The organism is Brachymonas sp. J145, assembly GCF_036312245.1.
In the GTDB taxonomy this organism is placed as follows: domain Bacteria; phylum Pseudomonadota; class Gammaproteobacteria; order Burkholderiales; family Burkholderiaceae_C; genus Brachymonas; species Brachymonas wangyanguii.
Window position 1 is genome coordinate 93357 of the sequence record NZ_JAZDCI010000005.1, and the last position, 25772, is coordinate 119128.

Below are 25772 nucleotides of genomic sequence, written 5' to 3' on the forward strand. Positions count from 1 at the left end.
TTTCATATGGCATTCTCGAATATCCAGGCGGTGCTGTTCGATCTGGACGGCACACTGATTGACAGCGCCCCGGATCTGGGCGCAGCCGTGGACCGCATGCGCGTGGCGCGTGGACTGCCGTCGCTGCCGCTGGAACACTATCGGCCCATGGCCGGTGCCGGCGCGCGCGGCATGCTCGGTCTGGCGTTTGGCATGGCGCCGGAGCATCCGGATTTTCCGGACTACCGCGAGGAATTTTTCCGAAACTATGAATCCAGCCTGACCGAGCTGACACACGCTTTTGATGGCGTACCGGAGCTGTTGCGTGCGCTGGAGTCGGCTGGCCTGCGCTGGGGCATCGTCACCAACAAGACTGAGCGCTTCACGCTGCCACTGACACGTACCATGCCGGTGCTGCAAGGCGCTGCCGTGGTGGTGGCGGGGGATACCACGCCGCACCCCAAGCCGCATCCGGAGCCGTTGCTGGAGGCGGCACGCCGCCTGCAGCTGCCGCCGTCGGCCTGCCTGTACGTGGGGGATGACAAACGCGATATTGATGCGGCACGCGCTGCCGGCATGCCGGATGTGGCCGCGCTCTGGGGCTATCTGGGCGAGCACGATGTGGCGGCCTGGGGTGCCCAGGCCGAAGCGGCGCAGCCGGCCGAGGTGCTGGCGCTGATCGGGCTGCAATAAGACCATGCGCTGGCAGAGTCGGTTGGGACTGATGCTGCTGGTACTGGCAGGGGCTGCCCAGGCGCAGCAACCCTGTTTTTCCGATACCGACTGGCAGGCCTTGCAGCGCAGCACGGCGGCAGATGGTGCAGCGCGTCCGGTGCTGCTCTATGTCTGGTCGCCACGCATGGTGCTGTCGGCGCGGCATGCCGCCGAGGTGCAGCAGGTGGCGACGGATCTGGCGATTGACTGGCTGGTGGTGCACGATGGCCGTGTGCCCGATAGTGAAATACAAGAGGCGCGGCAGACGCTGGACGCAGACGCCCAGCAGGTGTTGGCATACAGTCAGCCCTTGTGTGCGCAGGAGCTGATTGAGGCCGATGCCTACCGGCACTTTCCCAGCGCCTGGCTGGTGCAGCAAGGCCGGGCTGCCACGCGGCCTCTGGTATCGGCCATGCCGCCAGCGTATTGGCGCCTGGGTATTGAAGAGCGCCTGCACAGCGGGGAGAAATAGCGATGAATCTGCTGGATAGGGCGACAAAAGGGGTCGCTGCACTGATACTGCTGGGCTCCAGCGGACTGGCGCTGGCCCAGGCACCGCAAGCCTGTATCGCGCCGACTACCTTTATCGAACTGACTGCCGATGTCGCTGGCAGCAGCCAGGACGCTGCCGGCAAGCCACTGGTGCCACTGGGCAGCTATGAGCGCTTCAGTCCGGATGGCCGCTTTGTGCTGCGCTCGTTTTCTGGTGCAAAGCTGGGGCAGGTGAGCCTGATGGAGTTGCCGGAGTTGGGTGGCACGGTGGTGCGCGCCTACGCCACGCCGTTGCAGAACGAGGCGTTTCCGGTGCAGGGCAGCTGGCGCTGGCTGGTGAATGTGAATGGCGACCATTACCGCCTGCAGGATGTGTTGCAGCAACAGACCAGTGCCCGACCGCAGTTCCGTGGTGGCATGACTGGCTTTTATGCGGCGGCATCCGAACTGCCGGGTGATCAGCCAGGGCAGGTGAAGATCCGTTCGCTGAGCTGGCCGAATGCCGATGGCGAGGAGAGCATGGGTCTGGGCGCGCTGTCCAGTCGTACGCTGACGGTGGATTTGGCGCAGCAGCGCATCGTGGCCGATTCCGGTCGGGTCTACCACTGCCGGGATCGCGCGCGGGAAGATGGTGCCATGTACGCCTTGCCGATGATCTCGGTGGACGGCACCGAGTATGCCGCCATGCCGCAGAACCCGGTGCAGGGGCAGCCGACCATGCGCATCTACGGATTTGGGGACGATGGCAAGGGCTGCGAGCTGCGTGACACCTTTGCCCATGCCAGCGGCAAGACGATTTTCGGTTTTTCGCAGGGGCAGCCGGGTGGCGATCTGGCGTATGAGTATCGCGGTCAGGCCTGGTGGTACAGCCGCACGCTGCAGCAGGCCTTCAATCTGGCCACGCCGCCTGCGCACGCCGGCGAGACACTGACCGCCAGCGCCTTTCCCGGGCTGACGCGTGATGGCCGGGTGATCTATGCCAGTACCTTGCGCCAGTGTGATGCGCAGGGGCAGAACTGTCGCCAGCGTGTCGGTTATACGGTGGCGGATCCGTACCAGAGCGCTGCGGTGCGGGCCTGGCGGCAGCGCCATCCGGCACAGGCGAAGCTGTTGCCAGCCTGCATCACGCAAGAGCAGGTGCGCCAGCTGCGTGCCGGCTTTGCCGCCGAACACGGCCTGCGACCCTGAACGTAGCCAGATGCAAGAGCTGCAAGCGCTTGTAATGGGTGGCGTGACAGCGGCAGGGCAGGCGGCTATAATAAGGATCCCTCTGGGGCTGCACTGGTTTCGACATGGGTTCGGACGCGTTGCGGGGCATGTCGAGCTTGGGTCACGCTCGTAAATCTCGATTCAAAAAAGTAACTGCAAACGACGAACGTTTCGCACTCGCTGCTTAATCCAGCGAGCCTTGCAACAGTCGGTCAATGGGCTGGGCAAGGGATGGTTGGCGCAAGCTGACCAGTCCAGGCTGCAAGGTTAATTCACATTGACTGGCTGCGCGTCGTGTTCCTTGGCGCGTAGCAAGACTTAAGGGGACTGGCCTGTTGTGCAGCGTGCCACTGCGCGGCATGACGGGCGAGATCAAATCAGCTGGCTACGCATGTAGAACCGGACGAAAAAGGCTTGTGGACGCGGGTTCAATTCCCGCCAGCTCCACCAATACCTAAAATCCCAACCCTTATCGGTTGGGATTTTTTTTGCCCGTTCCCCCAGCGTTGGCGCGGCTCCCGGGCTTGGTCTCGCGAGCGCCACCCCTGCGAAGGCGGCGTTTTCGCCCCCGCTGACGCCTCTCTGTTCTCCGTTTTCTCCGGTGGTCACGCGAGCGTTCTCGAGGCCATTTCCTTTGCTGGCGCGGGTTTAGAGGCGGTCGGTTGTGGTTGGCAACTCCTGTAGCGGTGGCGACCGAGTGCCGAGCAGCCACAAAAAAACCGCCCGCAGGCGGTTGCTGGCGTTGGGCGCGACGCGCTCACGCGGGCGGCGCGAGCACCCGCATCTGGTCGCTCCAGCTGTTGGGCCAGGGGCGGCGCATCACTTTTTCCAGCACGGCGTCGGGCGAACCCACCAGCCGTTCCACGACCTCCGGTGCCAGGAGTGTCAGCCGCATGACCCGGCGCACCTGCGTCACGTCCATGCCTTCGGCCTCGGCGATTTCGGCCACCGACGCCGCCCGCTGCTCATCCAGCAGGCGTTGCCAGTGGTGCGCCAGTCCAAGCGCCCGCATCAACGCGGTATCCTGAGCCGCCGATCGTGCTTCTCGCTCCCGAGTGGCCTCGGACAGGAATTCCTGCGGCGCATCCAAGGGCGTGATGACCTGCTTCTTCAGCCCCCGTTTCACCAGCGTCCAGTGCACAAAGGTTTCCAGTTGCACACCGCCAGCCGGGCTCGGCAGTTGATAGGTGACCGGATCACCCTTGAACCGGCCCCGGTGCTTCTTGCTCATTTCTCCTCCTCAAAGCGCTTCACGATCTGCCGCTGCACCTCCCAATCCACCGGCAGCGGGTTGCGCTGGAACCAGATCAGGTTCATCCGGCGCGGCTGCCGCCCGGCCATCAGCAGGCCGAGGATGTCGGGCGCGAGCAGGGTCAGTCGCATCAGCTCGTTGGGTACCGAGGGGTGCAGTCCTTCGGCCCGGGCAATGTCTGATCCACTCTTCATCACGCCGGTGTCCACGAGGTGCTGCCAGTAGAAACCGCGTGCCACCCCCTCCAGCAGCGTCACATCGTGAACGTGGCGGTCATCGGCCGCCACCCGCCGCGCGCCCCGGCGACGGAATGTCAGGGGCACGAAGGTTTCCAGTGTGTCGTTCATCAGGCTTCGACCTCCACCAGTTCCGCGCCGATCCCTCTTGTGGCGAACTCACCGATCAGGGCGTCCCAGCCCAGTTCCCGCCACTTCACCTTGATGCCCTGCACCTCACCAACGTGGACAAGGTCGATGCGCTCGATCATCAGGTTGGCGATACGGTGGCGCTCGACCGGGAACAACTGATCCCAGACGTCGTTGAGCCGTCCCATCGCCATTACCGTGGTGGCCTCGTCGACCTGTCCACCGTTGCGTTTGATCTGGCGCACCACCGATGCGATGGATTCCGGGCTGGTCAGCACCGTGCGGATCTGGGCCACCACCGCCGCCTCAATCTCCGGTGCGGGCAGACGTTCATAGCTCTTGCCCGGTGCGCCGAACCGGCTTTCCGACTTGGACACGTAATAGTGGTACTTGCGTCCGTTCTTGCGAGAGTACGTTGGGTACATCCGTTCGCCCGAGGGCGCGTAAAGTAGGCCGCGCAGCAGGGCGTCGGTGCGTGACCGAATCTTGGTTGCCACCCCACGGGCATGCCCATCCTGGGCCAGCACCGCGTGAACTTTGTCCCAGAGATCTCGGTCAATGATCGGCGCGTGAACGCCGGGGTACCAACTGCCTTTGAGCGACAACTCTCCGAGGTAAATGCGGTTGCGCAGCAATTTGTGCAGGTACTTTTTGTCGATGCGCGTGCCCATGCGCGTGTTGCCATCCTGTGTCGTCCAGGCCTTGGTCGTGATTCCTTCTTCAGTAAGACGGGCTGCAATCTGCGTCGGAGAGCCGATGGTCAGCATCTCCTCGAAGATACGGCGCACCACCGCCGCCTCGGTTTCGTTGATGACCAGCAGGCGGTTGTCGACGTCGTAGCCCAGGGGCGGGACGCCACCCATCCACATCCCTTTGCGCTTGGCGGCGGCGATCTTGTCGCGGATGCGCTCGCCGGTAACCTCCCGCTCAAACTGGGCAAAGGACAGCAGGACGTTGAGCATCAGCCGACCCATCGAGGTGGTAGTGTTGAACTGCTGGGTGACCGAGACGAAGGACACCTCGTTGCGCTCGAACACTTCGACCATTTTGGAGAAGTCGGCCAAGCTGCGCGTCAGGCGGTCGATCTTGTAGACCACGACGATGTCGATCTGGCCGCGCTCGATGTCCGCCATCAGGCGTTTCAGCCCGGGCCGATCCGTGTTGCCGCCGGAGAAGCCAGGGTCGTCGTAGTCGTCGGCCACCGGAATCCAACCCTCGGATCGCTGGCTGGCGACGTAGGCGTGGCCCGCCTCCTTCTGGGCGTCGATGGAGTTGAACTCCTGGTCAAGCCGTTCATCCGAGGACACCCGGCAGTAGACGGCGCAACGCTTGCGGGCCTTGGTGCTGGCGATCTCGTTCATTGCGCACCTCCCTCGTCCAGGCCAAAGAAGAACGGTCCCGACCAATGTGCGCCCGTGATGTGCCGGGCTACCGCCGTCAGGCTCTTGAAGGTGCTGCCTTGGTACTCGAACAGTCCCTCGGCGGTGACGGTCACCCGGTGTTCGTGCTCACCCCATTCACGCAGCAGAACGGTGCCGGGTGCGAATGCGAACTTGCGCGGCTTGGCCCGCAGCTTGATCTTGGAGTGCTTCGCGCCGATGGCTTCCAGGCGCTGCTTGGTCTCAGGCGCGAGGCCACCAAAAGCTTCCTCCTGCAATTTGTAGGCGATCCGGGACTCGACGTGAGCGCGGTTGGGGTATTCCGGGCGGCGCGGGAAATACCGATCCCACACCGTCCAGAGCTCGGACATCGGCAGGCAGGCCAGCTCCGCGATCTGCGCGGCGACGGATGCTTGTTTGTCGTTCATCACAATTTCTCCTCTTGATACGGAGTTGTATGAACGCGCTGGTCGGGCAGAAAGCCAAGGCCAACTTCTCTGTGCTCTGGCTTATCTGCGACAAAGGTGCGCACGATGGCGCGGGCCAGGATAGCGGCGATTTCGCCAGCACGGGCGCTGGCAGTCATCTCCGAGGGAGATGCGAGTTCGAGGTTCTTCATGACGGCTCCGAGGAATTGCAACCGTCAGGGATGATGAGTGCGAATGTCCGAAGCGGATGGCAACGCAGGGTAAACTGAACTAATTGATTGGTTTGAATACTTGGTGCAGTTTTTGTTTTAGACTTACTGGGGGTCGAGTGAGCAAGAAGTCGCAGAAAAACAGCAAGAACATCGCTGAGTTGATGAACTCGGCGACCGTTCAGGCCCTTGTTCTCCTTGCGCAGGTGGACAAGTTCACGTTCCTTGGCATGCTCGACGTGTCCAAGCCGGAAGACGTTGCTCGAGCCGAACTGCTCGAAAGCATCCTTTCGGTCAATCGCGAAGTCATCACGATTGCTGACCAAGAGGCCGTTCGGTTGCTCCAGTTGGTGCAGTTCCGTACAGAGGAGATGCTTGAGCACGCGTTCAGGGAGCTTGAATTAGAGCCGCATCCGGATATCGGCACCTTCGACAGAACGGCCGACGCAATGACCCGCCTGATTTGGTTGCGCGTGAATGCTTCTCCGATCTTCGATCAAATCGAGACGATTTACCTGACGCACCACTATCACGGGCACAAGAAGTTCCTCGGGTTCACCGTGCGGGACGGCGATGGACGAGATTTCGTATGGTCGCAAGACGTCGCTGAAAAATTGCACGTCGGCGTCGGCGAGATTCTGGGTCTGGACGATGATTCCAAACAGAGCTGCGAAGTCATCCACTTCGAGATGGACGAGGGCGATGAGGCCACGAAACGGAGGCTGCACTATCTAGTCGTCTATCACCCGGGAAAGATGAAGTTGCTGCGCCAGATGAAGGATCGGCGGCGCGACCTATTGGTGTTCACCCCCGCATTGGAAGCGACGCTGGTGTATGACCCTGTAGCGAACAAGGTGCATGTGCTCTCAGGTAAACGCACCACGGCCAAACGCCTCGCGGAACGCTTCGTTGCAATCGGCTTCGACAAGCCGCTCTCCAAGCAGCCTGTGGACACGGTCAGTTATGAACTGGCAATGTTTAAACAGGCAGTGAACCTCACGCGCGCGCGAGCCAGTGGTGCGGTGATCTTGGATGGCTGGATTTCCTCGATGACTGTGACCCTCGGCCATACGCGCCACAGCGTTACAGTTTCGTTGGCTAACAGCGACGACGTGTGGGGAGTATCCGATCAGCAATTCGGCGAGCACAACCCGATTACAAGCTGTCGTTCGGTGCTTGAGGTCAGGCTGTCATTCATAGTCCGTTTTGACGGAGAGGAGGATACACGCGCTCTCGATATGACTGTGGATCAGCGTGGATCTTGCAACCTGCACTCGCTGCCTGACCCTCGAATGCGTCGGTGCGGCGAAGACATTCTGGCCTCACTGGGTGTCATGAAGCGGGTCCAGCCGGCCAAGGTTGGTGCTGACTTGGCGCTGTTCCGTGCGGAGATGAAGCTGCTCGATCTTGCTGCTGATGAGGTTGATGGCTATCTGCTGGCAGCTCTCGATCTTCCCGCTGCCGACCTCGTCAGCAAAGGGTTACTCACGAAGAAGGCGCTTGGAAACCAGATCACGGTGCCGGTCGAGGACGAAGATGGCCAGACCGGCTTCCAACGCCTGAATGTGGAATTCAACAGTACGAGTACCTGGGCTGTGGACGAGATCACGGGTGAGCGTTATGACCTTTCCGAAGGTGACTTGTGCCGATACGCGGTCGACAAGTCCTACCTGCGTGAACGGCTGGATCAGTTACTCAACGAGCAACTGATAGACATTCCGCTAACGCTCGATGAGCAGGAGCCCTTCGTACTTGGCAACTACCGTGTGGGTGATCAGCGTCTGCCGGTCGTTCTCGTGTCGCGCCTGTGGGACCAGAAGCACGCTGACAAGATGGACACCGCATTGCGGCAGTTGAATCTGGGCTTGACTATTGTGCTGACCACCACATCAGCCGTGCCGCGTCGGTTCCTTGGCACTGGCATTGTCGTGGCGCTCGACTCGTTGGCTCAGGAAGTGAATGGTCACGTTTGCGTTGACATGGCCAGGGTCGAGGGTGATGTACATCGCTGGCAATCCGCTGCAACTGCGACAGATACGCCAACCCTGATCAAAGAAGATGCGCGAAGTGCCTTGCTCGTTGGTCCGTGGCCGGAACCGTGGTCGCTGACGACGAAGGAATGGGTCGATGTCGTCGAATTTCTGGTGAACGCTTGGACAAGCAATAAGCGCAAGTGCACCAAGCTCCAACTCGAAGATGCTGCCGGGAAAACCATCCGTTCGATGAACGAATTTTTCAGGGGCGCACCGGAATGGGCTTCCTACATTCGAGGCGCCGATGGCAACAGTAAACCGCGATTGTGGGAACTCAACATTGGCGTTCCGGACTCTCAGCTCGCCCCTGAAACGACTGAGTCAGAGGAAGAAAACTCTTAAAAATCAAATGGTTGTAATTTTTGCGTAATTTCTGCGAGAACACTGCGAAATATCGCAAGTCCTGAAATTGGACGATAGGAGTACCCCTCAACAAAAGGAGTACTCCTTATGCAAAATCAAGCCCCTCCCTATCCGATTGGTCGGCATTCTGGCCGACCCCTTGCACACGATGCTCCGCGCATCGCCCTCAACGAGCACGAACTCGCTGCGCGCTGGGGCATTTCTGTCAAGACGGTCAGGCGCTGGCGCCAGGAATCCCTGGGCCCAGTCTTCTGCAAGCTCGGCGCCCGCGTCACCTACCTGATCACCGATATCGAAGCCTTCGAGCGTCGCGTCTCGCGCCACTCGACCTCGGCTCGTGCGTACCAGTGAGGAGGGTGACTATGAGCATTATCACCATCTTCCCCGCCGACATCGCCGAGATGACCGTGAGCCAGCTGGCAGCACTGCCCACAGTGCAGAAGGCCGAAGTTTCCCGCAACCTGGACGAAGCGCTCGACTGGCTTAAGAAGGCTCGTACCAAGTTCGATGCGGCGCTGGATCAGTGCTATGGCGAGCAAGCACGCGCTGCTTTGCGCCAATCCGGCCGCGACTTCGGCACTGCGCACATCAGCGATGGCCCGCTGCATCTGAAGTTCGAGTTGCCCAAGAAGGTCAGCTGGGATCAGAAGCAGCTGTCCGAAATCGCCGAGCGCATCGTCGCCTCGGGCGAGAAGGTCGAGGGCTACCTCGACATCAAGTTGTCGGTGTCTGAATCCCGCTTCACCAACTGGCCCTCTGCCTTGCAGCAGCAATTCAGCGCAGCCCGCACCGTGGCTGCAGGCAAACCCTCTTTCACCCTGTCTCTCGATTCGGAGTAAATGATCATGAGCGCAATCATTCCCTTCCAGTTTGAAGCGCACGCCGTGCGCGTCCAAGTCGGCAACGACGGTCAACCTTGGTTTAACGCCAGTGACGTCTGTTCTGTCTTGGAGTTCGGCAATGCGCGCCAGGCGATTGAGTCGCACGTCGATTCGGATGACGTCCAGAAATTGGACACCATCGACAACCTCGGTCGTACACAGCGCGCCAACCACGTCAACGAATCCGGCCTGTATGCCCTGATCCTCGGCAGCACGAAGGACGCAGCAAAGCGCTTCAAGCGCTGGGTGACCAGTGAAGTGCTGCCGGCGATCCGTAAGACTGGTGCGTATGCCGCACCCAGCGCGTTGCCAAACTTGCCTGCGCCGACCCAAGACCGGGTGTCCGCCATCCTGCTGATTGGCGAAGCCGTGGCCAAGGTGCCGGGCGTGAAGCCGGGCATTGCGGCGGCAGCGACCCTGACCTGCATTGAGGTGAACACAGGCATTACGACTGAAGTAATGCGCCGCGCGCTGCCGTCGGCAAACGAGCCGATCTGCTCGCTCAATGCCACCGGGCTCGGTCAGTTGCTGGGTCTCAACGCCAAGAACACCAACTTGCTGTTGGCCGAATCCGGACTCCAGATCCGGAACGACCGCGGCGATTGGGAGCTGACAGAGGCTGGTGAGTCCTGGGCAGAGGCCATGCCGTATTCAAAAAGGGGGCACAGCGGCTACCAGATTCTCTGGAGTCCCGCCGTCGTTGATCTGCTCAAGGAGGCTGCGTAATGACGCTCCCCATCATCTCTGCGCAGCAACGCATGTCCGAACGCAAGGGGGTGAAGCTGCTGATGCTGGGTAAGTCTGGCATCGGCAAGACTTCCCGCCTCAAAGACCTCGATCCCGCCACCACGCTGTTCCTCGACATCGAGGCCGGTGACTTGGCGGTGGCCGACTGGCCGGGCGACACCATCCGTCCGGCTTCGTGGCCGGAGAGCCGCGACTTCTTCGTGTTCCTCGCGGGCCCGGACAAGTCGCTGCCTCCTGAGAGCACCTTCTCGCAGGCGCACTACGACCACGTCATCGAGAAGTTTGGCGAACCGGCGCAACTCGACCGCTACCAGACCTTCTTTCTCGATTCGATCACCCAGCTGTCCCGCCAGTGCTTCGCGTGGTGCAAGACGCAGCCGGGTGCCGTCAGCGACCGCTCCGGCAAGCCCGACCTGCGCGCGGCCTATGGCCTGCTCGGACAGGAGATGGTCAGCGCTCTGACCCATCTGCAGCACGCCCGGGGCAAGAACGTGGTGTTCGTCTGCATCCTGGATGAACGCCTCGACGACTTCAACCGCAAGGTGTTCATGCCGCAGATCGAAGGCAGCAAGACCAGTCTGGAGCTGCCGGGCATCGTTGATGAGGTTGTGACGCTGGCTGAGATCAAGGCCGAGGACGGCTCTGCGTATCGTGCGTTCGTCACCCACACCGTCAACCCCTATGGCTTTCCAGCCAAAGACCGCAGCGGTCGCCTTGACCTGCTGGAGCCACCGGACCTCGGTGCGCTGATCGCCAAGTGCGCTGGTACATCCACAACGCCCGCCAGCACCGCCCCCACACCCATTGAATCTCAGGAGTAATCGTCATGTCGTCCAACTATTTTGATTTCCAAGATGCCGACCCCCAACAGTCCGGTTTTGATCTGATCCCGAAAGGGACTTTGGTACCGGTTCGCATGACCATCAAGCCCGGTGGCTATGATGACGCCTCGCAGGGCTGGACTGGCGGCTACGCCACTGAGTCCTTCGAGACCGGCTCGATCTACCTCGCCGCCGAATTCGTGGTCACCGCAGGCGACCACGCCAAGCGCAAGATGTGGAGCAACATCGGTCTGCACTCCCGTAAGGGTCCAACCTGGGGCCAGATGGGGCGCAGCTTCATTCGCGCTGCGCTCAACAGCGCACGCAACGTGCACCCGAAGGACAACAGTCCCCAGGCAGCAGCCGCGCGTCGCATTCAGGGCTTCCACGAACTTGATGGCCTGGAGTTTCTGGCCCGTGTCGACATTGAAAAGGATGGTAAGGGCCAGGACCGCAACGTGGTCAAGCTCGCCATCGAACCTGATCACCCCGACTACGCCAAGTTGATGGGTGTGCCGACCAATGCTTCTGGCGCGCAAACGCTGGCTGCACCGGTTACCCAAGCACCTGCTGCGCAACGTGCACCGGTGACGGGCAAACCGTCGTGGGCACAGTAAGGAGATGGTCATGAGCACATCTACTCTCATTGCCAGCCACTTCGGCGTCGTGCATTTCGGAAACCTCGACTGCGAGGCAGTCGTGCTCACCACCGGCGAGCGCGGATATGTTCGCAAGCAAGTGGCCAAGCTGCTCGGCGTCCACGAGAACAACACGGGTCACCGTTTTCGCCAAATTCTGGCTGAATTTTCTCCTAAGTCATTGTCGGAATTGGATAAATTTGAATCACCGATTTTGCTTCCCAATGGTCGGCGTGCGCAGTTTTTCCCTGCTGGTGTGATCACTCACATTGCTTCGGGCGTGATTGATGCCGCGATCCACAACAAGCTGCATCGTGCGCGCCTGAAGCTCGTGCCCCACTGCATGACGATCATGCGCGCGCTCGCCACCACCGGCGAGGTTGCGTTGATCGACGAGGCTACTGGCTACCAGTACCATCGCGCGCCCGATGCGCTGCAAGAACTGATCTCCAAGCTGCTGCGTCAGTCCTGCGCGTCGTGGGAGCGTCGCTTCCACCCGGATTACTACCGCGCGATCTATCGATTGTTCGGCTGGAAGTACCAAGGCCACGATCAAAACCCGCCGCATGTCGTCGGACAAATCACGCTGCGCTGGGTCTACGGCCCGGTGCTGCCGGTGGATTTGATGGACGAAATCCGCAACCGCAAGGGCATCTCCGATAAGCACCACCAATGGTTGTCGGAGCAGGGCCTTGCGCACCTGGAGTCGCAGATTCATGCAGTCACGGCGATTGCGCGCAGCTCGACGAATTACCCCGACTTCAAGCGCCGCTGCGAAGCGGCCTTCGATGGGGCTGCCTTGCAGTTGGGCCTGCTGCTCGATGAGATTGAGGAGGGCCTGTGAAATGCTGGGTCTGTCACCGACAAGCACGCGGCTTTGGTCATGCCGAATGCCGTATCAGCACAGGGCGCAGTCAACGCTATCCCATCGACTGGGTGTTCTGCTCGCGGCGCTGCCAGGACGCGTTCCACAGGCTGTATGGCAACTGGCGCAGCGCGCTGGATGCCGTGCCAACCAGGGAGGGGGGGGCCATGCAGAACCTCACTGACATCGAGGCCTCGGCCATGCGCACGTGCCTGAAGGCCTTCGGCAGCGCGGCTGATGCCATCGGCTTTGCCAAACCGCTTGGCGAGTACTCGGAGGCTGAGGCACTGCAGGTGATTGATGCCATCGTCACGCAGTTCACGGACGCCATGACTGAGCACCACGAGGCCAGCAAGTATCCCCCGGTACGTGGCATGCCGGCCGTTGCCGATCCGATGGCCACACCGTTTGCCGATATGGATGACGACATTCCCTGGGACACGCCGAAGGAGGAGGGCCAGTCATGATGGACTTCAATGCTTCATCGAGCATCGCAGGGCAGGTGTCCGAGCTGATCGACGCCGGGATGCAACGCGCCCGCGCCCGCCAGGGCGAGCGCCAATACCTCGGCGCCTCGCGTCTGGGTGTCGCCTGCGAGCGTGCGCTGCAGTTCGAGTACGCCAAGGCTCCTATCGACCACGGGCGTGACATCCCGGGTCGGATGCTGCGCATCTTCGAGCGCGGTCACGTCATGGAGGACTGCATGGTCGGGTGGCTGCGGGACGCGGGGTTCGATCTGCGCACCCGCAAGGCGGACGGTGAGCAGTTTGGCTTCTCGGTGGCCGACGGTCGCCTGCAGGGCCACGTCGACGGTGTCATCGTAGCTGGCCCAGAAGGTTTTGCCTATCCGGCGCTGTGGGAGTGCAAGTGCCTGGGCAACAAGTCCTGGAGCGATCTGCAGAAGAAGGGCCTGGCCACCTCCAAGCCCATCTATGCCGCGCAGGTGGCGATCTACCAGGCCTATCTGCAACTGCACGAGCACCCGGCACTCTTCACGGCACTCAACGCTGACTCGATGGAGATCTACTCCGAACTCGTGCCTTTTGATGCAGCGTTGGCGCAGCGCATGTCGGATCGGGCGGTGAAGGTCATCACGGCGACCGAGGCAGGCGAGTTGCTGCCACGCGCATTCCATGATCCGACGCACTTCGAATGCCGGATGTGCGCCTGGCAGGACCGTTGCTGGAGGACACAAGCATGACGGACAACAACACTCTGGTCACTGGCGTCGAACCCATGATCGATGCCAAGCAGGCAGCTGCTGCACTGCGCCTGCCGTACTACTGGTTTGCCGACGCGCAGATGCGCAGCAAGTACCGGATTCCGCACTACCTGCTGGGCGGCTTGGTGCGCTATCGCTTGGGAGAACTCTCTGCTTGGGCAGCGAACAGCGGAGCCGTGCAGGAACGCGTCGCGGAAGATGAATCCGACAACGGTGTCGAGGAGGGCGCATGATCGATTTCAACGATGCTATGCCCCCTGCAGAGAACAACCGCGACTCAGAGCGGGACGAACTGCGCACCGAGCTGCTGGCACGGTTGGAGTCGGTGCTGACAGCGATGTTTCCGGCAGGCAAGACGCGTCGCGGCAGGTTCCTGGTCGGCGACGTGCTGGGCAGCCCCGGCGACAGCCTCGAGGTGGTGCTCGATGGCGAGAAGGCTGGTCTGTGGACCGATCGCGCCACAGGCGAGGGCGGGGACATCTTCGCCTTGATCGCGGCCTCGCTTGGTGCCAACGTCCACAGCGACTTTCCGCGGGTGCTTGACGAGGCAGCCGATCTGCTCGGGCGTTCGCGCTCCGTGCCGGTGCGCCGCGCCAAGAAGGAAGCTCCGGTCGATGATCTGGGGCCTGCCACCTCCAAGTGGGACTACCTCGACGCTGCGGGCAAGCTGCTCGCGGTGGTGTACCGCTACGACCCACCCGGACGCAAGAAGGAGTTCCGTCCTTGGGATGCTAAGCGGCGCAAGATGACGCCGCCTGATCCGCGTCCACTCTACAACCAGCCGGGTATGGTGAACGCTGCGCAGGTGGTGCTGGTCGAAGGAGAGAAGTGCGCGCAAGCCTTGATTGATGCGGGCATTGTGGCCACCACCGCCATGCACGGCGCGAAGGCTCCGGTCGACAAGACGGACTGGTCGCCGATGGCTGGCAAGGCGGTACTCATCTGGCCCGACCGCGACAAGCCGGGCTGGGAGTACGCCACGCAGGCAGCGCAGGCGGTTCTGGCGGCGGGAGCGAAGTCCTGCCACATCCTGTACCCGCCCGAGGAAGCAGCGGAGGGCTGGGATGCAGCCGATGCCATCGCTGAGGGCTTCGATGTCGCAACCTTCCTCACCCACGGACCGCGTCTGCAGATGCATGACCTCGGTGAAGATGATGAGCCGGTGGTCAGCAGTGACGAATCGGTCTGGGGCACGGAGGATGCGCTGGCGCTGTCCTTCACGCGCCGCTACCACCGCGACTGGCGCTACGTGGCCGGTTGGGGTAAGTGGCTCGTATGGGATGGTCAGCGTTGGCGCACCGAGGATACGCTGGCAGCCACGGACCTGATCCGCAGTGTCTGTCGTCAGACGGCGGTGCGCGCGGAGAGCCCCAAGATCGCGGCCAAGCTGGCCAGTGCCGGAACCGTGAGTGGTGTCGAGCGTTTGGCGCGTGCTGACCGCAGGCACGCGGCCACCACCGATGAGTGGGACGCCGATCCTTGGCTGCTCAACACGACCGGCGGTGTGGTCGATCTCAAGACTGGCCGGATGCGCCCGCATGAGCGATCCGACCGGATGACAAAGATCACGACGGCCACGCCCGGTGGGGAGTGTCCGCTGTGGATGGCATTCCTGCCCGATGTCACTGGTGGCGATGCAGACCTGCAGGCCTATCTGCAGCGCATGGTTGGCTACTGCCTTACGGGTGTGACCAGTGCGCATGCGCTGTTCTTCCTGTACGGGACCGGAGCCAACGGCAAGAGCGTGTTTGCAAACGTGATTAGCACCATTCTCGGCGACTACGCCTGCACCGCCTCGATGGACACCTTTGTCGAGACCAGGGGTGACCGCCATCCGACCGATCTGGCTGGACTGCGCGGGGCGCGTTTCGTGACGGCCATTGAAACCGAGCAGGGACGACGGCTGAATGAGTCCAAGATCAAGGCCATCACGGGTGGCGACAAGATCTCTGCGCGCTTCATGCGCCAGGACTTCTTCGAGTACACGCCACAGTTCAAGCCGGTGATCGTGGGCAACCACAAGCCTGCCATCCGGAACGTTGACGAAGCCATGAAGCGGCGCATGCACATGATTCCCTTCACGGTGACGATTCCACCCGAGCGACGCGACGGGCGTCTCACCGAGAAGCTGCTGGCTGAGCGTGACGGGATTCTGGCGTGGGCAGTTGCAGGGTGCCTTGCGTGGCAGCGCGAGGGCTTGAAGCCACCAGCGAGCGTGGTGTCTGCGACCGAAGAGTATTTTGAGTCGGAGGATGCACTGGGGCGGTGGATTCAGGAGCGTTGTGTGCGCGATCCCAACGCCAAGGCACTCACTGCTGAGTTGTTCAGTGACTGGAAGCATTGGGCTGAAAGCGCCGGCGAATTCGTCGGGGCGCAACGCCGTTTCTCCGATCTACTCATCACGCGCGGAGTCGAGAAATGGCGCAACGGCGCGGGTGTGCGCGGGTTTCAGGGCATAGGACTCAAGCACCCGCCGACCGTTACCTACTCCCCCTACACGGATGACTAACCCCCGAAATATGTGCTGTCTGACGCAGCTGACACGGCTCTACATTACCTTCTATACGCGTGCGCGTGCGCGCGCCTCACGGAAAGTAATGGGGAACTGTGTCCGCTGTGTCAGAACCAGCCCAAACAAGGACTGACACCACCATGACCACGACCATTCTTGCCCTCGATCTGGGCACAACCACCGGCTGGGCGCTGCGCGGCAGCGACGGCCACATCACCAGCGGCTCCGAGAGCTTCCGTCCGCAGCGTTTTGAAGGCGGCGGGATGCGCTTTCTGCGGTTCAAGCGTTGGCTCACCGAGCTCAAGGCAGTGGCCGGTGAGATCGATGAGTTGCACTTTGAGGAGGTGCGACGCCACGTATCCACCGATGCCGCCCACGCCTACGGAGGGTTCTTGGCCACGCTCACCGCGTGGTGCGAGCACCACCAGATTCCGTACCAGGGGGTGCCGGTGGGCACGATCAAGAAGCACGTCACCGGCAAGGGCAACGCCAGCAAGGACGAGATGGTGGCGGCTGCCCGTGCGCGTGGCTATGCCCCGGTCGATGACAACGAGGCCGATGCCCTGGCGTTGTTGCACTGGGCGATGGATCAGCAGGAGGTGTGAGATGCACACGCTATGGACGGTGGAGAGCGTTGCCGCACGTTTTGAAGAAGCTGCCACGACAGCGCGGCGCTTGCCGCCTGTGCGTGTGCAGGGCTACTTCAACACCTGGCCCGCCATTCGCCGCGAAGGCTGGGAGCGACTGGCACGCGACGAGGACGTGGTGTACCGGTTCCCTCCGACTCCCCAGGAGGTGGAGCGCATGCTGGAAGTGACGCGCTGGGTGTTGTGGCTGGAGGTGGAGCAGCGCCATCTGGTGTGGATGCGGGCGCAGCGGGTTGGCTGGCGGGATATCACGTTGCGCTTTGCCTGTGATCGCACGACCGCGTGGCGGCGCTGGCAGAAGGCGCTCGAAGTCGTCGCTGTAATCCTCAACGGTGAAGGCTAGTGTCAGCTTTCCAAAATCGTAGGTCAGACAGGGTAATGCTTGCCATGGTTGTCCTGAAGTTGCTTTGCTTGTCCTTTTTGAGCCTCGGAAGGGCTGCAACAAAACACCCCGTTCAGGAGTAGTATTTGAGCTATCTTCTGGACAGAGGTGGGAGCAAAGCTCTCTCGCTCCAGAATATCCTCTTTGATTAACCCGCCCGGCGGCAACGCTCGGCGGGTTTTGCTTTTGGAGCATTCCCCTTGAACACGCTCACCGTCGAGTACCGCAAGGTCGAGGCGCTGATTCCCTACGCCCGCAATCCGCGTACGCACTCTGACGCCCAAGTGTCCAAGATCGCGGGCAGCATTGTCGAGTTTGGCTGGACCAACCCGATCCTGGTTGATGGCGACAACGGCATCATCGCCGGTCATGGACGCCTGGCTGCAGCGCGCAAGCTGGGACTCGATGTAGTGCCGGTGATCGAACTGGCGCATCTGACCGCCGCCCAGAAGCGGGCGCTGGTGATCGCCGACAACCGGTTGGCGCTGGATGCTGGCTGGGACGAAGAACTGCTGACCCTGGAACTGGCAGAGTTGTCCGAGGCCGGGTACGACCTCGCATTGACCGGTTTCGAGGATACCGAGATCGAGAATTTGATCTTTGGTGACGAGTCGGGCAAGGATGCTGATGCAGAGATGGACGACGAGGAGCAAGACGCGGCTGACGATGTGCCGGATGCTCCTGTGGCTCCGGTGTCCCGAGTTGGCGATGTGTGGGCCATCGGCGCGCACCGACTGATCTGTGGCGACGCTACCGACCGTGCCGTGGTTGCTACGCTGATGCAAGGCGACACGGCACGACTGTGCTTCACGTCGCCACCCTACGGCAACCAGCGCGACTACACCTCGGGCGGTATCGCCGATTGGGACGGTCTGATGCGCGGCGTGTTCGCTCACTTGCCGATGACCGATGATGGCCAGGTGCTGGTTAACCTCGGCCTGATCCATCGCGAGTGCGAAGTCATCCCGTATTGGGATACGTGGTTGGACTGGATGCGCAGCCAAGGCTGGCGGCGCTTTGCCTGGTACGTCTGGGATCAGGGACCGGGGATGCCGGGTGACTGGGCCGGTCGGTTCGCGCCGAGCTTTGAGTTCATCTTCCACTTCAACCGCGAGAGCCGCAAGCCGAACAAGATCGTGCCGTGCAAGCACGCCGGGCAGGAGTCGCACCTGCGCGCCGATGGATCGTCGACGGCAATGCGTGGCAAGGATGGCGAGGTGGGTGGCTGGACGCATGCAGGGCAACCGACACAGGACACCCGCATTCCCGACTCGGTGATTCGCGTGATGCGCCACAAGGGCAAGATCGGTCAGGACATCGACCACCCGGCTGTGTTTCCGGTGGCGCTGCCGCAGTTCGTGATCGAGGCCTACACGGACGCGGGCGACATCGTGTTCGACCCCTTCGGTGGCAGCGGCACGACGATGCTCGCTGCTGAGCGCACGGGCCGCATCTGCCGTAGCGTAGAAATCGCGCCGGAGTACGTGGACGTTGCCATCAAGCGCTTCCAGCAGAACTACCCCGGTGTGCCGGTCACCTTGGTCGCCACCGGTCAGTCTTTCGAGCAGGTTGCTGCCGAGCGTGCCATCGCAATTGTTGCCGAGGAGGCAGCATGAGCTGGTTGGCCGATAAGATCGAGCAGTGGCCGACCGCCAAGTTGCTGCCCTATGCCCGCAACGCGCGCACCCACTCTGAGGAGCAGGTGGCGCAGATCGCCGCCAGCATCGCCGAGTTCGGATTCACCAATCCGATCCTGGCGGGCAGCGACGGCATCATCGTCGCTGGCCACGGTCGGCTGGCCGCCGCCCAGAAACTCGGGCTGGAGATCGTGCCGGTGGTTGTTCTCGACCACTTGAGCCAGACGCAGCGCCGGGCCCTGGTCATTGCGGACAACCGCATCGCAGAGAACGCGGGCTGGGACGATGCGATGCTGCGCATTGAGCTTGAAGCCTTGAAGCTGGAAGGCTTCGAGCTGGAACTTACGGGCTTTGATGTCGACGATCTGATCGAACTGGCTTCCGGAGACGAACCCGACAAAGAAGGCTTGACCGATGAGGATGCAGTGCCCGAGGTCAGCGAGACACCAGTCTCACGCCCGGGTGATATCTGGATCATGGGACAGCACCGGCTGCTGTGCGGTGATTCGACCGTGGCCGAGAGCTACGAGAAGCTGATGCAAAGCGAGGTGGCGGACATTGTGTTTACCGACCCGCCGTACAACGTGAACTACGCCAACAGCGCCAAGGACAAGATGCGCGGCAAGGATCGCGCGATCCTGAACGACAACCTGGGAGAAGGCTTCTACGACTTCCTGCTGGCGGCCTTGAAGCCGATGGTGGAGCACTGCAAAGGTGGCATCTACGTGGCGATGTCGTCGAGTGAGTTGGATGTGCTGCAGTCAGCCTTTCGCGCTGCCGGTGGCAAATGGTCGACCTTCATCATCTGGGCCAAGAACACCTTCACGCTGGGTCGCGCCGATTACCAGCGCCAGTACGAGCCGATCCTCTACGGATGGCCCGAGGGGGCGACACGCCACTGGTGTGGCGACCGCGACCAGGGCGACGTGTGGCAGATCAAGAAGCCGCAGAAGAACGACCTGCACCCGACGATGAAGCCGGTGGAGTTGGTCGAGCGCGCGATCCGCAATTCGAGCCGCCCTGGCAACGTGGTGCTTGACCCCTTCGGAGGCTCCGGCACGACGTTGATCGCAGCGGAGAAGTCAGGCCGCGTTGCGCGGCTGATTGAACTAGACCCGAAGTATGTGGATGTGATCGTGCGCCGGTGGGAGGATTTCACCGGCAAGCAGGCAACCCGCGAGGCGTATGACGCGGCGTTCGATCACGCGGCAAGCAACTCGTCGTTGATCTCGCAATGAATCACAAAGCCCGTCAGGTAGGGCAGGCCGCGCGGGATGCCGTACTGCTTGCTGGTCTGGCGGTCAATCGTCCAGCCCATCCAGCGTTGGGTGGCGGCGTTGATCGCATCCGCCAGGGCTTTGCCCTCGTAAAGCCCGTTCTGGACGTCGTCGGCAAAGTGGCGTCCGTGGCGGCTGTCGAGGAAGACCCGTACCGATTCGAGGGGCTGGCTGGTGGCGTCCGAGATGGCGGCCATCGCCAGGGGCCATCCGGCGCTGGCGTGCTCGTTCATCGTGCCCCAAAAGCCCCAGGCTTCGTTCTGGGTGGCGGGGATCGGGTTGCTGGTCATGGTGCTTTCTCCTTCGAGTTGATCGTTGCGACACCCGTAGTAACGCGCTGTTCGATTGAGAAGCCAAGCGCCAATTGACCTCTTTCTCGATCCTTCTGATCAGGCGATGCGGTAGACCCGCTCGCCGCACTGCGGTTTGTCCGAAACGATGGTCAGACCCAGCTTTTTCTTGAAGGCTCCGGCAAATGTGCCGCGCACCGTGTGCGCCTGCCAACCGGTGGCGGTGCAGATCTGGCCGATGGTTGCGCCCTCGGGCCGTTGCAGCATCCGGATCACTTCGGCCTGCTTGCTGTTGGCTCGGGTGCGTGGTGCTTTGGCTGGTGTTTCGAAGGATGCCTCCGCTTGCGCAGCCTCGGCGTTGGCAATGATCGCGTCGAGTTTGGCTTCGAACGTCGTGGACGGCTCAGTGTTGACCTGCGGGCGTGGCATGCCAAGGGCGTCGTAGCCCTCGGCGGCGACAAACCAGTTGGTGCCGTCGGTGGTGATCAGGGCGCGGTTGAACAGTCCGTCGAGCACTTTCTTGCGCGCGCCGCCTTTGATGTGGTGGGGGAACCAGTCGATCTTGCCTGCGCTGGTGTTGATGGCCTTGGCCAGGATGGCGTGCTGGGCCGGGGTGAGTTGGGTGGTGGTCATGGGTTGCTCCTTCGGCGTTGGTTGATGACGATGTCATGAACGCGCTGTTCGCAGGAGAAGCCAAGCTCCATGTGCCCGCCAGTTGCAGGAAGTCAATCCAGTGCCACGTTCTGCTCCCATGCCTTGTCGCCACCCCGGGTGCGCTGCCATCGTTGCTGACGGCAGTGGCTACTGCCCCAAGCATCGTAGCGACGCACGGCAGTGGGACAACACGCAGCGGGCGCAGGAACGTCAGAGGCGACGTGCATTGCCCACCAGCAGTGCAGCGTGGCGTGCCCTGCGCCGCGAGGTGCTGCGAGAGCAACCCTTGTGCGTGCACTGCCTGCGCGCAGGACGGGTGCGAGCCGCGACGGTCGTCGATCACCTGGACGGCAACGCGATGAACAACGAGCGCGGAAACCTGCAACCCCTGTGCTTGTCCTGCCACGCCATCAAGACCGCCCGAGAGGACGGTGGATTCGGTAACCCCCGATGTCGATAAAGGAGACCAGGGGGGGATCAAACTTCAGGACCGGATCGCGCAAATCCGCGCGGTCCGTCATTTTTTTGTGCCCGCGAAATTGGCATAGGGGGGTTATACCAGTCGCGGCGATGAAATGGATGAATCTGGATGCGAGGTCGCAAGCCGAAACCCACAGCGTTGAAAGTGATCGCCGGCAATCCGGGCAAACGGGCGCTCAATGCTCACGAGCCGCAGCCGCGCGCCGATTTGGCAGAGCCACCTGCGTGGCTCACGGAGCGACAGAAGGTGACCTGGCGCGAGGTAATTGAACTGTCGCCGCCGGGGCTGCTGAAGGATGTGGATGCTTCCGTGTTCGCCGTGTGGGTGGTGGCGTTTGATCTGTACCAGGAGGCCAGCGAGAAACTGGCCCGCACCGGAATGCTGATCAAGGCGCCGAACACCGGTGTGCCGATGCAGTCCCCGTTCCTAGCCATCGTCAACCGCCAGGCGCAGATCATGCTCAAGGCAGCGTCTGAGATGGGATTTACTCCGGCCTCACGCTCTCGAGTGGTGGTCAAGGCAGACAAGGCGATCCAGGATGATCCCTGGTCTGCCATCGCAGGAGGTGGTTGATGGCACAACACCGTTATGCCGCTGTGGCCCAACGCTATGCCGAAGCCGTTGTCGAAAGGGAAATCGCTGCCTGCCAGTGGGTGCGCAAGGCCTGTCAGCGGCAACTGGATGATCTGGCACGATTCAAGGGACGCACCTCACCGTATCGTTTCAACCCGCTGCTCACCGATGCGTCCGGACGCAAGTACCGGCCAGCCGACAATCTCTGCGCCTTTGTGGAGTTGCTGCCCCATATCAAGGGGCCGCTGGCGGGCAGTCCGATCACATTGGAGCCATGGCAGGTGTTCGTGCTGACCACTATCTTTGGCTGGGTGAGGCGCGATGGTGGTCGGAGGTTTCGGCGCAGCTACATCGAAGTGCCGCGAGGCAATGCCAAGTCCACGCTGTCCTCCGCTGTGGGCCTGTACATGCTCACGGCCGATGGAGAAGGTGGGGCGGAATGCTACTCGCTGGCGACCACCCGCGACCAGGCACGCATCGTCTTTGGCGATGCGCAGCAGATGGCGCGCAAGTCGGCGGGGTTTCGAGCCCGTTACGGCGTCACGGTCGGCGCGCACAACATGCATGTGCTCTCGACCGCGTCCAAGTTTGAAGCACTCTCGGCCGAAGGCTCGACGCTCGATGGTCTGAACATCCACTTCGGCTGCATCGATGAATTGCATGCGCACAAGACACGCACGGTCTATGACGTGGTGGAGACCGGCACCGGCAAGCGCGACAACTCGCTCTTGTGGGTGATCACCACCGCTGGTTCGGACCGGGCTGGAATTTGCTACGAGGTGCGCAACTTCGTGACTCGGGTGCTCAATGGCCAGATCGAGGACGACAGCCAGTTCGGGATCATCTATGGCCTGGATGATGAGGATGACTGGGGGAGTGAAGACGCACTGATCAAGGCCAATCCCAACTGGGGCATCTCGGTGCGCCCCGAGGTCATCCTGCCGCTGCAGGCCAAGGCCCTGCAGTTGCCGTCGGCCACGAATAACTTTCGCACCAAGCACTGCAATGACTGGGTGAGCACGGACACGACCTGGATGGACATCCGGGCCTGGGAGCGCTGCGCTGACACTGGCTTGTGCTTGGAGGACTTCGAGGGACAGCCTTGCTGGGTCGGCATTGACTTGGCCAGCAAGGTCGATATCGCATCAATGGCGCTGTTGTTCGAGCGTGAGGGCAAGGTCGTGGGCTTTGTGCGCCACTTCCTGCCCGAAGACACCGTCTTCACCGCCAGCAACAGCCAGTATCAGGGCTGGATGCAGGCAGGGCATTTGCAAGTGACACCGGGGAATGTGACCGACTTCGGCCAGATCGAGGCAGAACTGCTGGATGCGGCGTCCCGATACGAGATCAAGGCGGTGGCCTTCGACCCGTTCCAGGCGACGCAATTCTCGACCCGGATGCTGGCTGAAGGTCTGCCGATGCTGGAAGTGCGACCCACGGTACTGAACTTCTCCGAGCCGATGAAGCAGTTGGAAGCCTTGGTCTTGCAGGGAAAGTGGGCGTTTGACGGTGACCCGGTGCTCACCTGGATGGTGAGCAATGTGGTGTGCCACCGGGACGCCAAGGACAACATCTATCCACGCAAGGAGCGACCGGAGAACAAGATCGACGGTGTGGTCGCGGTGCTGATGGCACTGAACCGGTTGCTGCTGGAGAACGGTGACACCGGTTTTGTGGAACAGGGGTTTGTGGCGCTATGAATCTTCGCAGTCTGATCAAGCGCATCCTGGGTGGTCAGCAGGACGCTCCGGAAATCAACAACTCGGGAACACTCGGTCAGGCCGAACTGTACGAGTTGCTGGCCGGCATGCCAGCAGCCTCGGGCGTGACAGTGAACGAAGTGTCTGCCATGCGCGTGACCGCCGTCTATGCCTGCGTGCGCCTGATTGCGGGGGCGATTGCCAGCCTGCCGTTGACGGTCTACCGGCGCGCAGACCAGGGTCGCGAGCGTGTGCGCAATGACCTGTGGTGGCTCTTGAACGAGCAGCCGTGCCCGGCAGTGTCGGCAGCGGTGTTCTGGGAGTACCTGCTGGCGCAGATGCTGCTGTCGGGGGACGCACTTGCAGAAATCGAGCGGGGCAGGGGAGGCGCCATCCGCGCTTTGATCCCGCTGGACAGCCGTGCGGTGGGCATTCGTTCTATCGACGGACGTCTACGCTACGAGTTCTACCGCGATGGCCAGTGGCTTGGGCGTGACCAGGACGACATCCTGCACATTCCGGGTTTTGGCTTCGATGGCGCGCGCGGCATGAGTGTGATCCGCCACGCGGCGCGTGAGGCCATTGGTTTGGCACTGGCAGCTGAAGGCTTCAGTTCACGCTTCTTCGCCAGCGGCGCGCATCCCGATGTGGCGCTCAAGGTGCCCGGCAAGATGACGCAGGAGCAGATCGACAACCTGCGGCGCATCTGGGCCAGCAAGTATGGCGGCGCGCACAACGCCAGCCTGCCCATCGTGCTGACCGAGGGCACGGACTTGAAGGAGGTCACGCTCTCGGCGCAGGACTCACAGCTGATCGAGGCGCGGCGCTTCCAGGTGGCCGACATCGCGCGCGCCTTCGGCGTGCCGCCGCACATGGTGGGCGAGACGGACAAATCCACATCCTGGGGTTCGGGCATCGAACAGCAAGGCATCGGCTTTGTGCAGTACACGCTGGCGCCTCACCTCAATCGCATCGAGCAGGAGATCAACCGCAAGTGTTTCCGCACCGAGCGGCTGTTTGTCGAGTTCAACGTCGAGGGCCTGCTGCGCGGGGACTCCAAGGCCCGGGCCGAGTACTACACGCGGGCGCTGGGCGGCACCCAGAACCCCGCCTGGATGACCCCCAACGAAATCCGCCGACTGGAAAACCTCGCGCCACTGGCCGGTGGTGACCACCTGGCCCAACCCAAGGACTTTAGCGATGCTGCCTCTCACAACAATGCCTCACAACCGCATCCAGCAACTGCTGCGTGACAACGCCCACACGCCCCGGCGCTACGCCTGCCAGGTCGCAGCCGATGCGCCAGAGGGCGCCGCCACAGTCTGGCTGTACGACGTGATCGGCGCCGATGCCTGGGGCGGGGTCGATGCAGCCCGCTTCGCGCAGGACGTGGCAGCCATCCAGGCGCCGGTGATCCATCTGCGCATCAACTCTCCGGGTGGTGACGTGTTCCAGGCCCGGGCGATGGCCACTGCCTTGCAAGAACACCCTGCGCGGATCGTGGCGCATATCGATGGTCTGGCTGCTTCGGCTGCGAGCTATGTGGCGCTGGCCGCTGATGAAGTCGAGATCAGCGAGGGTGCGTTCCTGATGGTGCACAACGCCTGGGGCGTGGTGCTAGGTAATCGACACGATTTGATGGAGATGGCGGTCACGCTCGAGAAGATCGACGCCAGCATCGCCCTGGATTACCAGACAAAAACTGGTCAAGACCTGGCAACCGTCCAAGGCTGGATGGATGCCGAGACTTGGTTTACCGCTCAGGAGGCGTTGGATGCTGGCCTTGTAGATCGCATCGCCAATTCCGACGCACCTGATTTGGTGGTCATGCCGCAGCAGCGCTGGAACCTGTCGGCCTACTCCGATGCGCCAGTGGTCCCGCCATCAGCCGTCTCGGCGGATGCGCAGCGTGAACGCTTGCGACGTGTCGCCGTGATCGAACGCTGCACCTGAAACAGCGACCTGTTCCTTCCCCGCCGCCCGAGTTCGCTCTGGCGGTTTTTTTACGCCCGCTCTACCGGA

General features: G+C 62.1%; 30 protein-coding genes and 1 other RNA gene. 24 read left to right on the forward strand and 7 right to left on the reverse strand.

Going from position 1 to position 25772, the window contains the following annotated elements; translation table 11 throughout:
* The first annotated feature begins 6 nt into the window (after nucleotides 1–6).
* From gph to ssrA, 4 genes are all read left to right on the forward strand, one after another.
* Nucleotides 7–672 carry a phosphoglycolate phosphatase gene (gene gph, locus V1261_RS06615; protein ID WP_329770839.1) on the forward strand — a complete coding sequence of 222 codons (666 nt, stop codon included), beginning with the start codon at nucleotides 7–9 and terminating at the stop codon, nucleotides 670–672.
* 4 nt (nucleotides 673–676) lie between these two features.
* Nucleotides 677–1165: a hypothetical protein gene (locus tag V1261_RS06620; protein ID WP_329770840.1), complete on the forward strand. Its 489-nt coding sequence runs from the start codon at nucleotides 677–679 to the stop codon at nucleotides 1163–1165.
* Nucleotides 1166–1167: 2 nt separating this feature from the next.
* Nucleotides 1168–2373 carry a hypothetical protein gene (locus V1261_RS06625; RefSeq protein ID WP_329770841.1) on the forward strand — a complete coding sequence of 402 codons (1206 nt, stop codon included), beginning with the start codon at nucleotides 1168–1170 and terminating at the stop codon, nucleotides 2371–2373.
* 84 nt (nucleotides 2374–2457) lie between these two features.
* Nucleotides 2458–2844: a transfer-messenger RNA gene (ssrA, locus tag V1261_RS06630) on the forward strand.
* Between the two features lie 307 nt (nucleotides 2845–3151).
* Here ssrA and V1261_RS06635 read toward each other — a convergent pair.
* Genes V1261_RS06635 through V1261_RS06655 form a run of 5 tightly spaced genes read right to left on the reverse strand, consistent with a single transcriptional unit; the run spans nucleotide 3152 to nucleotide 6009 of the window.
* Nucleotides 3152–3625, reverse strand: coding sequence for a hypothetical protein (locus V1261_RS06635; RefSeq protein ID WP_329770842.1), 474 nt, complete (start codon nucleotides 3623–3625; stop codon nucleotides 3152–3154).
* Complete coding sequence (locus tag V1261_RS06640) at nucleotides 3622–3993, reverse strand: site-specific recombinase resolvase (RefSeq protein WP_329770843.1); 372 nt, start codon at nucleotides 3991–3993, stop codon at nucleotides 3622–3624. The genes V1261_RS06635 and V1261_RS06640 overlap by 4 nt, the downstream gene beginning before the upstream one ends.
* Complete coding sequence (locus V1261_RS06645; RefSeq protein ID WP_329770844.1) at nucleotides 3993–5372, reverse strand: recombinase family protein; 1380 nt, start codon at nucleotides 5370–5372, stop codon at nucleotides 3993–3995. The genes V1261_RS06640 and V1261_RS06645 overlap by 1 nt, the downstream gene beginning before the upstream one ends.
* Complete coding sequence (locus tag V1261_RS06650) at nucleotides 5369–5818, reverse strand: DUF2924 domain-containing protein (protein ID WP_329770845.1); 450 nt, start codon at nucleotides 5816–5818, stop codon at nucleotides 5369–5371. Before V1261_RS06650 ends, V1261_RS06645 begins: the two co-directional genes overlap by 4 nt.
* Nucleotides 5818–6009, reverse strand: coding sequence for a hypothetical protein (locus V1261_RS06655; RefSeq protein WP_329770846.1), 192 nt, complete (start codon nucleotides 6007–6009; stop codon nucleotides 5818–5820). The genes V1261_RS06650 and V1261_RS06655 overlap by 1 nt, the downstream gene beginning before the upstream one ends.
* Nucleotides 6010–6146: 137 nt before the next feature.
* On the opposite strand from V1261_RS06655, the gene V1261_RS06660 reads away from it, so the two are divergent.
* The 15 genes from V1261_RS06660 (at nucleotide 6147) to V1261_RS06730 (ending at nucleotide 20013) form a co-directional block, all read left to right on the forward strand.
* A complete protein-coding gene (locus V1261_RS06660) occupies nucleotides 6147–8402 on the forward strand; it encodes a hypothetical protein (RefSeq protein WP_329770847.1) in 2256 nt (751 codons plus the stop codon).
* A gap of 108 nt (nucleotides 8403–8510) precedes the next feature.
* Nucleotides 8511–8774 (forward strand): helix-turn-helix transcriptional regulator, encoded by a 264-nt coding sequence (locus tag V1261_RS06665; RefSeq protein WP_329770848.1) that lies wholly within the window; start codon nucleotides 8511–8513, stop codon nucleotides 8772–8774.
* 11 nt (nucleotides 8775–8785) lie between these two features.
* A complete protein-coding gene (locus tag V1261_RS06670; RefSeq protein WP_329770849.1) occupies nucleotides 8786–9262 on the forward strand; it encodes a hypothetical protein in 477 nt (158 codons plus the stop codon).
* A 6-nt stretch (nucleotides 9263–9268) separates the two neighbouring features.
* Complete coding sequence (locus tag V1261_RS06675) at nucleotides 9269–10030, forward strand: BRO-N domain-containing protein (protein WP_329770850.1); 762 nt, start codon at nucleotides 9269–9271, stop codon at nucleotides 10028–10030.
* Nucleotides 10030–10872, forward strand: coding sequence for an ATP-binding protein (locus V1261_RS06680; RefSeq protein ID WP_329770851.1), 843 nt, complete (start codon nucleotides 10030–10032; stop codon nucleotides 10870–10872). The genes V1261_RS06675 and V1261_RS06680 overlap by 1 nt, the downstream gene beginning before the upstream one ends.
* A gap of 5 nt (nucleotides 10873–10877) precedes the next feature.
* Nucleotides 10878–11489, forward strand: coding sequence for a hypothetical protein (locus V1261_RS06685; RefSeq protein WP_329770852.1), 612 nt, complete (start codon nucleotides 10878–10880; stop codon nucleotides 11487–11489).
* 10 nt (nucleotides 11490–11499) lie between these two features.
* Nucleotides 11500–12354: a P63C domain-containing protein gene (locus tag V1261_RS06690; protein WP_329770853.1), complete on the forward strand. Its 855-nt coding sequence runs from the start codon at nucleotides 11500–11502 to the stop codon at nucleotides 12352–12354.
* Nucleotides 12351–12842 (forward strand): DUF6511 domain-containing protein, encoded by a 492-nt coding sequence (locus V1261_RS06695; RefSeq protein WP_329770854.1) that lies wholly within the window; start codon nucleotides 12351–12353, stop codon nucleotides 12840–12842. Before V1261_RS06690 ends, V1261_RS06695 begins: the two co-directional genes overlap by 4 nt.
* A complete protein-coding gene (locus V1261_RS06700) occupies nucleotides 12839–13576 on the forward strand; it encodes a hypothetical protein (protein WP_329770855.1) in 738 nt (245 codons plus the stop codon). The genes V1261_RS06695 and V1261_RS06700 overlap by 4 nt, the downstream gene beginning before the upstream one ends.
* Complete coding sequence (locus tag V1261_RS06705; protein ID WP_329770856.1) at nucleotides 13573–13830, forward strand: hypothetical protein; 258 nt, start codon at nucleotides 13573–13575, stop codon at nucleotides 13828–13830. The genes V1261_RS06700 and V1261_RS06705 overlap by 4 nt, the downstream gene beginning before the upstream one ends.
* A complete protein-coding gene (locus V1261_RS06710) occupies nucleotides 13827–16106 on the forward strand; it encodes a phage/plasmid primase, P4 family (RefSeq protein WP_329770857.1) in 2280 nt (759 codons plus the stop codon). The genes V1261_RS06705 and V1261_RS06710 overlap by 4 nt, the downstream gene beginning before the upstream one ends.
* 143 nt (nucleotides 16107–16249) lie before the next feature.
* Nucleotides 16250–16714, forward strand: a complete 465-nt coding sequence (locus V1261_RS06715; protein WP_329770858.1) for a crossover junction endodeoxyribonuclease RuvC — start codon at nucleotides 16250–16252, stop codon at nucleotides 16712–16714.
* 1 nt (nucleotide 16715) lies between these two features.
* The gene (locus V1261_RS06720) at nucleotides 16716–17099 is read left to right on the forward strand and encodes a DUF6362 family protein (RefSeq protein ID WP_329770859.1); all 384 of its coding nucleotides are present in this window, start codon (nucleotides 16716–16718) and stop codon (nucleotides 17097–17099) included.
* A gap of 239 nt (nucleotides 17100–17338) precedes the next feature.
* Nucleotides 17339–18754: a site-specific DNA-methyltransferase gene (locus tag V1261_RS06725; RefSeq protein ID WP_329770860.1), complete on the forward strand. Its 1416-nt coding sequence runs from the start codon at nucleotides 17339–17341 to the stop codon at nucleotides 18752–18754.
* Nucleotides 18751–20013: a site-specific DNA-methyltransferase gene (locus V1261_RS06730; protein ID WP_329770861.1), complete on the forward strand. Its 1263-nt coding sequence runs from the start codon at nucleotides 18751–18753 to the stop codon at nucleotides 20011–20013. Before V1261_RS06725 ends, V1261_RS06730 begins: the two co-directional genes overlap by 4 nt.
* On the opposite strand, the gene V1261_RS06735 is transcribed toward V1261_RS06730, so the two are convergent.
* Both V1261_RS06735 and V1261_RS06740 read right to left on the reverse strand, forming a co-directional pair.
* Complete coding sequence (locus V1261_RS06735) at nucleotides 19977–20342, reverse strand: hypothetical protein (RefSeq protein WP_329770862.1); 366 nt, start codon at nucleotides 20340–20342, stop codon at nucleotides 19977–19979. The two genes, V1261_RS06730 and V1261_RS06735, sit on opposite strands and share 37 nt — an antisense overlap.
* A gap of 99 nt (nucleotides 20343–20441) precedes the next feature.
* On the reverse strand, nucleotides 20442–20975 hold the full coding sequence (locus V1261_RS06740) for a DUF3489 domain-containing protein (protein ID WP_329770863.1): 534 nt from the start codon (nucleotides 20973–20975) through the stop codon (nucleotides 20442–20444).
* 118 nt (nucleotides 20976–21093) lie between these two features.
* Between V1261_RS06740 and V1261_RS11995 the strand changes: the two genes are divergently transcribed.
* The 5 genes from V1261_RS11995 (at nucleotide 21094) to V1261_RS06760 (ending at nucleotide 25703) form a co-directional block, all read left to right on the forward strand.
* Complete coding sequence (locus V1261_RS11995) at nucleotides 21094–21456, forward strand: HNH endonuclease (protein ID WP_436231803.1); 363 nt, start codon at nucleotides 21094–21096, stop codon at nucleotides 21454–21456.
* A 165-nt stretch (nucleotides 21457–21621) separates the two neighbouring features.
* Nucleotides 21622–22050, forward strand: a complete 429-nt coding sequence (locus V1261_RS06745) for a phage terminase small subunit P27 family (RefSeq protein ID WP_329770909.1) — start codon at nucleotides 21622–21624, stop codon at nucleotides 22048–22050.
* Nucleotides 22050–23750 (forward strand): terminase large subunit, encoded by a 1701-nt coding sequence (locus V1261_RS06750; protein ID WP_329770864.1) that lies wholly within the window; start codon nucleotides 22050–22052, stop codon nucleotides 23748–23750. The genes V1261_RS06745 and V1261_RS06750 overlap by 1 nt, the downstream gene beginning before the upstream one ends.
* Nucleotides 23747–25003 carry a phage portal protein gene (locus tag V1261_RS06755; protein WP_329770865.1) on the forward strand — a complete coding sequence of 419 codons (1257 nt, stop codon included), beginning with the start codon at nucleotides 23747–23749 and terminating at the stop codon, nucleotides 25001–25003. The genes V1261_RS06750 and V1261_RS06755 overlap by 4 nt, the downstream gene beginning before the upstream one ends.
* Nucleotides 24951–25703 (forward strand): head maturation protease, ClpP-related, encoded by a 753-nt coding sequence (locus V1261_RS06760; RefSeq protein ID WP_329770866.1) that lies wholly within the window; start codon nucleotides 24951–24953, stop codon nucleotides 25701–25703. The genes V1261_RS06755 and V1261_RS06760 overlap by 53 nt, the downstream gene beginning before the upstream one ends.
* Nucleotides 25704–25772: the final 69 nt, after the last annotated feature.

What these genes read in the sequence shown, in the direction of transcription:
- V1261_RS06645 (WP_329770844.1), bottom strand. Translation starts at nt 5,372, where the DNA reads ATGAACGAGATCGCCAGCACCAAGGCCCGCAAGCGTTGCGCCGTCTAC.
- V1261_RS06710 (WP_329770857.1), top strand. Translation starts at nt 13,827, where the DNA reads ATGATCGATTTCAACGATGCTATGCCCCCTGCAGAGAACAACCGCGAC.
- gph (WP_329770839.1), top strand. Translation starts at nt 7, where the DNA reads ATGGCATTCTCGAATATCCAGGCGGTGCTGTTCGATCTGGACGGCACA.
- V1261_RS06730 (WP_329770861.1), top strand. Translation starts at nt 18,751, where the DNA reads ATGAGCTGGTTGGCCGATAAGATCGAGCAGTGGCCGACCGCCAAGTTG.
- V1261_RS06650 (WP_329770845.1), bottom strand. Translation starts at nt 5,818, where the DNA reads ATGAACGACAAACAAGCATCCGTCGCCGCGCAGATCGCGGAGCTGGCC.
- V1261_RS06655 (WP_329770846.1), bottom strand. Translation starts at nt 6,009, where the DNA reads ATGAAGAACCTCGAACTCGCATCTCCCTCGGAGATGACTGCCAGCGCC.
- V1261_RS11995 (WP_436231803.1), top strand. Translation starts at nt 21,094, where the DNA reads ATGCCTTGTCGCCACCCCGGGTGCGCTGCCATCGTTGCTGACGGCAGT.
- V1261_RS06635 (WP_329770842.1), bottom strand. Translation starts at nt 3,625, where the DNA reads ATGAGCAAGAAGCACCGGGGCCGGTTCAAGGGTGATCCGGTCACCTAT.
- V1261_RS06690 (WP_329770853.1), top strand. Translation starts at nt 11,500, where the DNA reads ATGAGCACATCTACTCTCATTGCCAGCCACTTCGGCGTCGTGCATTTC.
- V1261_RS06720 (WP_329770859.1), top strand. Translation starts at nt 16,716, where the DNA reads ATGCACACGCTATGGACGGTGGAGAGCGTTGCCGCACGTTTTGAAGAA.
- V1261_RS06715 (WP_329770858.1), top strand. Translation starts at nt 16,250, where the DNA reads ATGACCACGACCATTCTTGCCCTCGATCTGGGCACAACCACCGGCTGG.
- V1261_RS06680 (WP_329770851.1), top strand. Translation starts at nt 10,030, where the DNA reads ATGACGCTCCCCATCATCTCTGCGCAGCAACGCATGTCCGAACGCAAG.
- V1261_RS06755 (WP_329770865.1), top strand. Translation starts at nt 23,747, where the DNA reads ATGAATCTTCGCAGTCTGATCAAGCGCATCCTGGGTGGTCAGCAGGAC.
- V1261_RS06640 (WP_329770843.1), bottom strand. Translation starts at nt 3,993, where the DNA reads ATGAACGACACACTGGAAACCTTCGTGCCCCTGACATTCCGTCGCCGG.
- V1261_RS06740 (WP_329770863.1), bottom strand. Translation starts at nt 20,975, where the DNA reads ATGACCACCACCCAACTCACCCCGGCCCAGCACGCCATCCTGGCCAAG.
- V1261_RS06750 (WP_329770864.1), top strand. Translation starts at nt 22,050, where the DNA reads ATGGCACAACACCGTTATGCCGCTGTGGCCCAACGCTATGCCGAAGCC.
- V1261_RS06735 (WP_329770862.1), bottom strand. Translation starts at nt 20,342, where the DNA reads ATGACCAGCAACCCGATCCCCGCCACCCAGAACGAAGCCTGGGGCTTT.
- V1261_RS06685 (WP_329770852.1), top strand. Translation starts at nt 10,878, where the DNA reads ATGTCGTCCAACTATTTTGATTTCCAAGATGCCGACCCCCAACAGTCC.
- V1261_RS06670 (WP_329770849.1), top strand. Translation starts at nt 8,786, where the DNA reads ATGAGCATTATCACCATCTTCCCCGCCGACATCGCCGAGATGACCGTG.
- V1261_RS06760 (WP_329770866.1), top strand. Translation starts at nt 24,951, where the DNA reads ATGCTGCCTCTCACAACAATGCCTCACAACCGCATCCAGCAACTGCTG.
- V1261_RS06675 (WP_329770850.1), top strand. Translation starts at nt 9,269, where the DNA reads ATGAGCGCAATCATTCCCTTCCAGTTTGAAGCGCACGCCGTGCGCGTC.
- V1261_RS06620 (WP_329770840.1), top strand. Translation starts at nt 677, where the DNA reads ATGCGCTGGCAGAGTCGGTTGGGACTGATGCTGCTGGTACTGGCAGGG.
- V1261_RS06665 (WP_329770848.1), top strand. Translation starts at nt 8,511, where the DNA reads ATGCAAAATCAAGCCCCTCCCTATCCGATTGGTCGGCATTCTGGCCGA.
- V1261_RS06700 (WP_329770855.1), top strand. Translation starts at nt 12,839, where the DNA reads ATGATGGACTTCAATGCTTCATCGAGCATCGCAGGGCAGGTGTCCGAG.
- V1261_RS06625 (WP_329770841.1), top strand. Translation starts at nt 1,168, where the DNA reads ATGAATCTGCTGGATAGGGCGACAAAAGGGGTCGCTGCACTGATACTG.
- V1261_RS06705 (WP_329770856.1), top strand. Translation starts at nt 13,573, where the DNA reads ATGACGGACAACAACACTCTGGTCACTGGCGTCGAACCCATGATCGAT.